8 protein-coding genes and 1 other annotated feature are annotated in these 8,934 nt (G+C 27.4%); of the genes, 1 reads left to right on the top strand and 7 read right to left on the bottom strand.

Going from position 1 to position 8,934, the window contains the following annotated elements; translation table 11 throughout:
• Positions 1-170: 170 nt before the first annotated feature.
• The 4 genes from thrS to TY07_RS04465 form a co-directional block, all read right to left on the bottom strand.
• Positions 171-2,075, bottom strand: coding sequence for a threonine--tRNA ligase (thrS, locus tag TY07_RS04480; protein WP_042395957.1), 1,905 nt, complete (start codon positions 2,073-2,075; stop codon positions 171-173).
• 118 nt (positions 2,076-2,193) lie between these two features.
• Positions 2,194-2,420: a binding site (T-box leader), on the bottom strand.
• 77 nt (positions 2,421-2,497) lie between these two features.
• Positions 2,498-3,613 carry a deaminase domain-containing protein gene (locus TY07_RS04475; RefSeq protein WP_042395954.1) on the bottom strand — a complete coding sequence of 372 codons (1,116 nt, stop codon included), beginning with the start codon at positions 3,611-3,613 and terminating at the stop codon, positions 2,498-2,500.
• 173 nt (positions 3,614-3,786) lie between these two features.
• Positions 3,787-4,929: a glycerate kinase family protein gene (locus TY07_RS04470; protein ID WP_042395951.1), complete on the bottom strand. Its 1,143-nt coding sequence runs from the start codon at positions 4,927-4,929 to the stop codon at positions 3,787-3,789.
• A gap of 94 nt (positions 4,930-5,023) precedes the next feature.
• Complete coding sequence (locus tag TY07_RS04465) at positions 5,024-5,983, bottom strand: hypothetical protein (protein ID WP_042395947.1); 960 nt, start codon at positions 5,981-5,983, stop codon at positions 5,024-5,026.
• A gap of 233 nt (positions 5,984-6,216) precedes the next feature.
• On the opposite strand from TY07_RS04465, the gene TY07_RS04460 reads away from it, so the two are divergent.
• A complete protein-coding gene (locus TY07_RS04460) occupies positions 6,217-7,611 on the top strand; it encodes an ArsB/NhaD family transporter (protein ID WP_042395944.1) in 1,395 nt (464 codons plus the stop codon).
• Between the two features lie 168 nt (positions 7,612-7,779).
• Here the strand turns inward: TY07_RS04460 and TY07_RS17990 are convergent, their stop codons facing one another.
• The 3 genes from TY07_RS17990 to TY07_RS17985 all read right to left on the bottom strand — a co-directional run bounded on the left by TY07_RS17990 (position 7,780) and on the right by TY07_RS17985 (position 8,914).
• On the bottom strand, positions 7,780-7,953 hold the full coding sequence (locus TY07_RS17990) for a hypothetical protein (RefSeq protein WP_156327477.1): 174 nt from the start codon (positions 7,951-7,953) through the stop codon (positions 7,780-7,782).
• A gap of 68 nt (positions 7,954-8,021) precedes the next feature.
• Complete coding sequence (locus TY07_RS04455) at positions 8,022-8,666, bottom strand: hypothetical protein (protein ID WP_042395940.1); 645 nt, start codon at positions 8,664-8,666, stop codon at positions 8,022-8,024.
• A gap of 71 nt (positions 8,667-8,737) precedes the next feature.
• Complete coding sequence (locus TY07_RS17985; RefSeq protein ID WP_156327476.1) at positions 8,738-8,914, bottom strand: hypothetical protein; 177 nt, start codon at positions 8,912-8,914, stop codon at positions 8,738-8,740.
• Between the last annotated feature and the right edge of the window lie 20 nt (positions 8,915-8,934).

Genomic DNA, 8,934 nt, shown 5'->3' with positions numbered 1-8,934 from the left:
TTATATTAAACGTTCTTATATTAATAGTCATTATATCATCTGTAACTTTCCTTATCTAGGAAAATTAAAAATAGTAATTTAAAATTCATAATTTCTCTATATTTTAATTTAATAAAAAAAGGAAAAGAAGATTTGCTATAAATTCAATCCCCTTTTCCTAACATAATTTTTTATTTTCTATTTTTTATTTCACTAGTTACTCTATCAATAAAGCTATTTAAATCAACAGCTCCTTCATCACCATTATCTCTGCTTCTTACTGAAATAGTCTTATCATTTTCTTCTTTTTCACCAATAATAATCATATAAGGTACTCTTTCATTTCTTGCTTCCCTTATTTTATATCCTATTTTTTCAGTACGCAAATCAGTTTCAACTCTTAATCCATTTGACTCTAGATTTCTCTTAACCTCACTAGCATAATCTACAAATTTATCCGAAATAGGTAAAATCTTAACTTGAACTGGTGAAAGCCATGTTGGGAATTTACCTGCAAAATGCTCAATTAATATACCAATAAACCTTTCAATACTTCCAAAGATAACTCTATGGATAACTATTGGCCTATGCTTTTCACCATCACTACCAATATAGTCTAATTCAAACCTTTGTGGTAATTGAAAATCTAATTGAATAGTTCCACATTGCCATGTTCTACCTAAGCTATCTTCAAGATGAAAATCTATCTTTGGTCCATAAAATGCTCCATCACCTTCATTAATTTTATAAGGTAAATTCATTTCTTCAAGAGCTGCCTTTAATGAATCTTCTGCCATATTCCAATCTTCATCACTTCCCATTGAATCCTCTGGTCTTGTAGATAACTCAACACTATATTTAAATCCAAACTTTGAATAAACTTCATCAATTAAAGCAACAACCCCTTTAATTTCTGATTTTATTTGATCCGGCAACATAAATATATGTGCATCATCTTGAGTAAATGCCCTTACTCTCATAAGACCATGTAAAGCACCAGAAAGTTCATGTCTATGAACTCTTCCAAGCTCCCCAACTCTCATTGGAAAATCCCTATAAGAATGTGTTTCTGTTTTATAAATAAGCATTCCACCTGGACAATTCATAGGTTTTAATGCAAATTCTTCTTCATCAATCATTGAAGTATACATATTTTCTTTATAATGATCCCAGTGCCCGGAAGTTTCCCATAGCTTTTTATTTAACATTATTGGAGTTTCTACTTCAACATATCCAGCTTTTTGATGTAATTCTCTCCAATAATTAATTAAATTATTTTTAAGAATAACCCCTTTTGGTAAGAAAAATGGGAATCCAGGTCCTTCATCAACAAAAGTAAATAACTTTAACTCTTTGCCTAACCTTCTATGATCTCTCTTTTTTGCTTCTTCTATATTATTTAAATAACTCTTTAAAATATCTTTATTTGCAAATGCTACTCCATAAACTCTTTGTAGCATTTTATTTTTTTCATTACCTCTCCAGTAGGCTCCTGCAACACTAGTTAATTTAAAATCTTTTATTCCTTTAGTAGATAAAAGATGTGGACCTCTACAAAGATCTATAAAATTACCTTGTTTATAAAGTGAAATTGTTTCTCCTTCTGGAAGATCTTTTATAAGTTCTACCTTATAAGGCTCTCCCCTACCTTCCATTAATTTCAAAGCCTCTTCTCTACTTACTACCATTCTTTCTAATAAAATATCTTCTTTTATTATTTTGTTCATTTCTTCTTCTATTTTAACTAAGTCTTCATTATTAAATGGAGTTTCTATATCAAAATCATAATAAAATCCATTTTCTATTGTTGGTCCTATAGCTAGTTTTACATCTTTATAAAGTCTCTTTACAGCCTGAGCCATTACATGTGAGGTAGTATGTCTCATAACCTCAATCCCAGCTTCATCATCATAAGTTACTATATTAACCTCATCATTATTTTGAAGCTTATAAGCTAAGTCAACTAAGGTTCCATTTACTTCACCTACTACTGCGGACTTTCCTAACTTTTTACTAATTGATTTAGCTAGATCTAAAATAGTCGAATTTTCTTCAATTCCTCTTACAGATCCATCTTTTAATTTTACGTTAATCATTTCACTTTCTACCTCCTTTAACTGATATTCCAAGTTTTAACTTATACCTTCATTTTTATGAGAAGGTATTTCCTTATTAATATATATTTTTTGATATAAAAAAAACATCCATCCCAACTCTTGGGACGAATGATATATCCGTGGTTCCACCCAAATTGAATTAAAAAATTCAATTCATCTTTAAAAGTTTTATCGATCTTCACCGATGGTATTTCTCACTTAATGATACTAAACCATAACTCCAGGGTAGTTTTCTTATAGTCATATTTAAAAGTGCTTCCAGCTTATAACACTTTCTCTCTTAAAACTGTATTCTATAATACTTTTCCCTATCAACGTATAACTAATATTAATCTCATTTACTATTATATACAATTACATTAAAATAATACTACTACTTTTTCATTTATTTGTAAATATTTTTATTTTTCTCCATACTCTTTATAATACATAACCTTTAAATTTATCTTAGGGTACTTTTCAATAAATTGACTAATAACATAATAACAGCTAGGACATGGTTCCCATTTACTATATAAAGTAAAATCACCTTCTGCTTTTAACTTTCCCTTAGTTATAAGTTTATGTATCTCTTCAATTATTTTTTTTTCACTATCATTAACTCTATTATATCCAATTCCTAATTTACCAAGCTTATTAACCTTACAACTTTTAAAATAATCTTGTCCTAACGGTATTAATGTACAACTATTTTCAATATCATTCTTCCCACTAACAGCTCTAAACTCCATATCATTAAATAATGCAACTGCCATATTTACCGAATCCTGTATTGCTATACTTTGATTTATTTTAAATGTACCCTTCTCCTCTTCTATAATATATTTATCTAAATTTTTAATTAATCTCTTCATCCTAGGAATATAACTTTTTATATGCTGGTGATATTCAACAGTACCCTTTTCTGCTTTTACATAAGCAAATCCTATTTCTTCAGGTACTTCAATAAATAAAGTTTTTATTTGATTATTTTCATCATACTCTTCATTTACATTTTCATTATTAAAAATCAACATTCTTTTTAACAGTTCAATATCTTTTGCATAAACATAATCTTTATTAATTTCCTCTTCTAAAAATTCTAATTTTCTCTTTCCTTCATCATTAATTTTTTTCGATATAAACTTTTTAGTTTCTTCTATTACCTTTAATATATGTTCAACATCATCTTGAGTACTTGGTATTCTATCATATTCAACTCTATCAATATGGAGTCTTTTCATTTTACTTATTTTCTCACATAATTTCTTATGCTCATATTCAAATATCGTGATATTTTTTATATATCTTATAAAATCATTAATATCACTTACCTTATAACTAATACTTTCTTCATTTATAGTTTTATAAATCTTATTAAATAATTCATTACTTATATTAAAAGTTTTTATAAAACCTTCTTTAAATTTATCATAATCTGATATTTCAAGATTATATCCCTTTAACTTCAGTTCTTTATTTAAATCATCTATATTACTAATTTTTATTCTTTTATTTTTCTTATCTTTTATTTGCATATTTACCTCTTATCTCGAGTGACTACTTCAGTATTACCTTTAATATTATAAGATAACAATTTATTATTTAATACTATATAATAATAAAAAACAAGTAATATACTAGTTCACTGTATTACTTGCTTTTACTCTTTCCAAATTGATTAAAATAATAGTTCTATTAAGCAATATACTTATATTAATCTAATAAGTCGTATTACATTTTCAGCTGTTTTTTCTATATTTTTCTTTCCATGTTTAAGTGCTTCATCAATAGATGTTACCTCTTTCATAATTCCAAATATAGAGTCTATTCCTTTTTCATATAAAATATCTATATCGTCTCCAATTTTTCCAGCAAAAGCTACAACAGGTTTGTTATATTTTTTAGCTATTTTTGCAACGCCTAATGGAGTTTTACCATATTGAGTTTGAAAATCTATACTTCCTTCACCTGTCCAAACCATATCTGCATCTTTAATCTTTTCTTCTAAACTAGTATATTCAATTACCATTTCAATTCCCGTTTTTAATGTTCCATTCAAAAATGTCATAAGCCCTGCACCTAAGCCACCTGCTGCACCTGCACCTGGTATATCCAAAATATCCTTTCTAAGTTGTTCTTTAATTATATCAGCATAATGCCTCAAGTTTCTATCCAAAATACTAACCATTTCTAAGGTTGCTCCTTTTTGTAGTCCAAATACATGTGATGCTCCATTTTCCCCACATAAAGGATTATTAACATCACATGCTACTTCAACAACAACATCCTTTAATCGAAAATCAAAATTAGTTAAATCTATAGTATGTAATTTATATAACTCTCCGCCACCAAATCCCAATTCATTTCCTTCTTTATCTAAGAGCTTTCCACCCAAAGCTTGAATAACCCCAGCTCCACCATCATTTGTTGCACTTCCTCCAATACCTATTAATAACTTCTTTACCCCTTTATCTAAACAAGCCTTAATGAGTTCACCAGTACCATAAGTAGTAGTAACTAATGGATTCCTCTTATCTAATGGAACTAAGTGTATTCCACTTGCACTAGCCATCTCTAATACTCCCACTTCTCCATCGCCTAAAATTCCAAAATTAGCGTTAATTTTATTTCCTAAAGGTCCAGTAACTTCTAAATCATATATTTCTCCATTAGTTGCATCTATTAAAGACTGCATTGTACCTTCTCCACCATCTGCCATAGGAACATGTATACATTTTATACTAGCATCTACTTTTTTTATTCCCTTTTCCATTGCAATACAAACTTCTTTTGCACTCATACTTTCTTTAAAAGAATCAGGTGCTAATACAATAACAAAATCATTCTTCATTCTTTTCTCCCAATTTGACCGCATATTTAAAATTTTCTCTTTTTTCCAATATAAATTAATAATTATTTAAAGAGCAAGCTATAAAACTTGCCCCTTAATATATACCTAATATTTTAGATTCATCAATAAATATAATTATATCTTCTTTGTTTTTAACTGCAATTATATTTGGAAAATCAAATACAATTTCTCCCTCTATAATTCCTACTCCTGATACTAAAACTGAAACATTAACCCCCTTATACCTCTTTTTTAATTTATTAAATTTATTTTTGTTCTTTTCAACGTTACCCATCTTATTTATTTCGTCTATTTGTATATCTTTATCGTTCTCATCTATTTGCTTATCTTGTGTATGAATCTCTTCATCTTCCCTATATGTTATAACTTCATTTATATTATCAATTGTTTTATTACTTATATTATTTATTACACTTTCCTTATATAACTCCTGACTTTCTTTAAGCCCCTGATTACTTTCAGAAATATCTACAATCCTATATTGTTTATTATCATTCAAATCAATATACTCTTTCTCACAATTTTTACTCGCATCATAAGAATTATAAGTTGATTCTTCACTATAAATTTCTTCTTTACTCTCATCTAATTCATCCATCTTTTTTTCTTCTTTGCTAAATATCTCTTTATTATACCTACTATCATTTTCTTTTGTTTCTATAATCTCTTCTAGATCCTTATGTTTATTCTTACCATCTATGTTATTATTTATCTCAAATTTATCTGATTTATTTATTATATTATTTTTTATATTATTATCTGATTCATAATATCCCTTATAGTTATTACTCCTTGTTTGCATTGTATTATCACAATTATCAATGCCATATTCCTTCTCTTTATACTTTTTAGCTCTTACTATCTCATTTTTTGAATACTTATAATTACTTAATTCTTTATACTTATTTCCTATTATATTATTTAACTTATTCTCATCATAAGACTCTTCTTTATGATTAATTTTTATTAATCTATCTTTATTTTGCTTATTCAAAAATAAAATAATAAGAAGAACTAATAATATATAATCCATTTTCGCTCCCTTCTTAAAATTTCTATGTTCATATCAAATTCATTTATTTAGATAATCATGGATTCAATTTATATTATATATTATTAATAATTATACTTTTTGTTCCTTACAACATACTATAGCTTATTTTTAATCAATTATTAATTAACACTTTCACTAAAAAATCATATTATGTAATATGTGTCCATAGTATTTATCTAAAAACAACCTAAGAAAAAATTAGGAGGGATAATATGACATTTGCAATAATAGTAGCCTTAATAGTATATATTGCAATGATTTTTTCTATTAAGTATCGTACTGCTATAACAAGCATTGGATTAGGAGTAATATTAATATATGGAACTGTAACTAATACCTTCACCCTATCCGATGTTCTTTCAAATTTTCCTATAGAAATAATCACACTTATTCTTGCTTTAGGGCTATTTTCTAAGACTTTTGAGAATAACTCATTCTTTAAATATATTGGCGATAAATTTCTAAGCATTTCTAAAGGTAAAAAAACACTCATATATATTCTTTTGCCTTTAGTCATGTATTTTACTTCACTTTTCATGAATAATTTAAGTGTAGTTCTATTATTTACTTTTATATGCCTAGAGTTATCTATAAGGTTAGAACTTTCACCTTTACCAATTTTAGTTTCTGGCTTAATTGCTTCAAATATAGGTGGCTGTCCACTTCCTTGGGCTGATACACCTGCAGTAATTTTAACACTCTATTCAGGTTTTAGCCTTATGGATTTTCTAACAAAATTATTTATTCCATGTGCTCTATTGGCAGGGCTTTTAATTCCATATACACTTTGGTGGGTAAAAAAGTATGATAAGAAAAATGACATTATGAATATATCCGATGATGCGTATTTAAAAAATAAATTTACTGATCCACCACCTCCACATCATCCAAATCATATTCCGCCACCTACCCCCCCTATACTTCATGATAGGCATATTAATGCAAGTAAATTTAAAAAGATATATTGCCCAATTATTTTATTTATTTCTTTTATAATTGCTATATGTATTTCACCTTTTTATTCTATTTCTATTTCATTTATTTCTATTATTTATATAGGATTGCTTTTATTAATTACTATAGATAAACCTGATAATATATTAAATACAGTTCCAGTACTTGATTCATTAGTTTTTATTTCAACATTATTTATTTTATCTAGTGTTTTAGAAAAATCTGGCGTACTTGATAGTATAGTTAAATATATTATCTCATTTACTTCTGATAACGTATTTTTAATTCTTTTAGCTGTACTTTTTTCAGCTTTTATTATAGCAACATTTTTATCTGCTGGCCCTGCAGCTGCAACACTACTACCTATTTGCTTACAATTAAATCCTATTGTAGGAAGTAATTTAGTATATGCTGCCTTAGCATTAGGAATATTAGCTGGCAGTAGTATGTTACCTTGGTCAGCTACGGGAGGACCAATAATGCTTAGTGAAGTAGGACGATATCAAAATGACCATATTATTGAATCCAATTATAAAGTTAAAATAAATCAAGTTTATAATTTAAAAAAATATATTTCTTTTTCTATTCCGTTTTCACTAATAATACTATCTATATCAGCTTTATTCTTAATATCATATGTTTTCATCTTTTAAGGAAAACTACAAATTTTAATTTGGTTAGATGAAGTTACTCATCCTACTGAAAAGAGAAATTTCCTTTAATTAAATGTATTAGGTAATTATTATTAAAAACAATAATTATCTAATACATAAAAAAAAGTGACATAGACATTTATCTATACCACTTTTTTATAATAGCTATTAATTAAAGAAAGCTATATAAGCTGTATTTACATATACAGTTCTTTTATCTTCTAATCTTACTGCTGCTATTCCATTATTTACATAAGCAACTTCACCTGTAATTAATATTGGTAATCCAGTGATTCCTATTGTTAAAGTAACTCCTGTATAATTTCTAATTAATTCTTCCATTTTCTTATTTATCCCCCTGTTTTTCATTTTTATAATATTTTTAAATATACCTTTGTCATACAGTACTATTATTTATGATGTTCTTCGTCCTTATGATGTCCTTTTTCATCATCGTGACCTTCTTTATGATGATCGCTCTTATCGTGTCCTTTTTCATCATCATGATCCTCTTTATGATGATCTTCTTTATTATCCTTTTCTTCATGGTGATTTTCTTTATGATGATCTTCAGAATTTTTTTCATTCTTTTCTTTATGATCTTCTTTATGATTATCTTCTTTTCCGCCATGATCTTCTTTATCATTTTTTTTCTCTGCTTGTTCATCTGATTTGTCTTTTCCATCTTTATTGTCTTTTTCGTCTTTTCCGTCTTTTCCGTCTTTATTGTCTTTTCCACCTTTTCCATCATCTTTTTTATGATCTTTACCATCTTGCTCATCTGTAAGATCTTTTAAGGTTGAAAATCCTAATCCTAGTCCTTTTAATTCACTAAATCCTTCTTCTTTTTTAATTTCTGCTATAGGTTTAGGTGGTCCTGGCTTTTTTCCTTTATCATCTGGCCTATCTGTTAATGATTTTAAAGTTTGAAAACCTGGTCCTAAATCTTTTAATTCTCCAAATCCACTAAAAGATTTGCCTTTTTTATCAATTAATTCCTTCAATGGAGCACCTACACCTTTTAGTGCTTCAAATCCAGTTGCTTTCTCTTTCATTTTGAACCTCCTTTTATTCACCCTTTGTAGTAATTATCATAGAACTATAATCTATCTTAAACTTCTTATCATTAATAGAAGAAAGCAATTAGACTTGATTCTATATAAACGCTACTACCATCCCTTAATCTTAGAGTTATTATAGATCCATCTCCACCAATTACTTCACCTGTAATCACTATTGGTAATCCTGTAAGAGCTATAGTTATATTTGTTCCTTGAAAATTATTTGTTATTAAATCATACATATTTTTTATCCTCCAATGAT

The organism is Clostridium saudiense (assembly GCF_000577815.1).
GTDB classification, from domain to species: Bacteria; Bacillota; Clostridia; order Clostridiales; family Clostridiaceae; genus Clostridium; species Clostridium saudiense.
The sequence above is the reverse complement of the archived record's forward strand: the minus strand, read 5'-3'. Positions and strand labels throughout refer to the sequence as shown.

Excerpts from the sequence above, each read along its gene's own strand:
- TY07_RS17990 (WP_156327477.1), bottom strand. The coding sequence starts at position 7,953 with ATGGAAGAATTAATTAGAAATTATACAGGAGTTACTTTAACAATAGGA.
- thrS (WP_042395957.1), bottom strand. The coding sequence starts at position 2,075 with ATGATTAACGTAAAATTAAAAGATGGATCTGTAAGAGGAATTGAAGAA.
- TY07_RS04460 (WP_042395944.1), top strand. The coding sequence starts at position 6,217 with ATGACATTTGCAATAATAGTAGCCTTAATAGTATATATTGCAATGATT.
- TY07_RS04475 (WP_042395954.1), bottom strand. The coding sequence starts at position 3,613 with ATGCAAATAAAAGATAAGAAAAATAAAAGAATAAAAATTAGTAATATA.
- TY07_RS04455 (WP_042395940.1), bottom strand. The coding sequence starts at position 8,666 with ATGAAAGAGAAAGCAACTGGATTTGAAGCACTAAAAGGTGTAGGTGCT.
- TY07_RS17985 (WP_156327476.1), bottom strand. The coding sequence starts at position 8,914 with ATGTATGATTTAATAACAAATAATTTTCAAGGAACAAATATAACTATA.
- TY07_RS04470 (WP_042395951.1), bottom strand. The coding sequence starts at position 4,929 with ATGAAGAATGATTTTGTTATTGTATTAGCACCTGATTCTTTTAAAGAA.
- TY07_RS04465 (WP_042395947.1), bottom strand. The coding sequence starts at position 5,983 with ATGGATTATATATTATTAGTTCTTCTTATTATTTTATTTTTGAATAAG.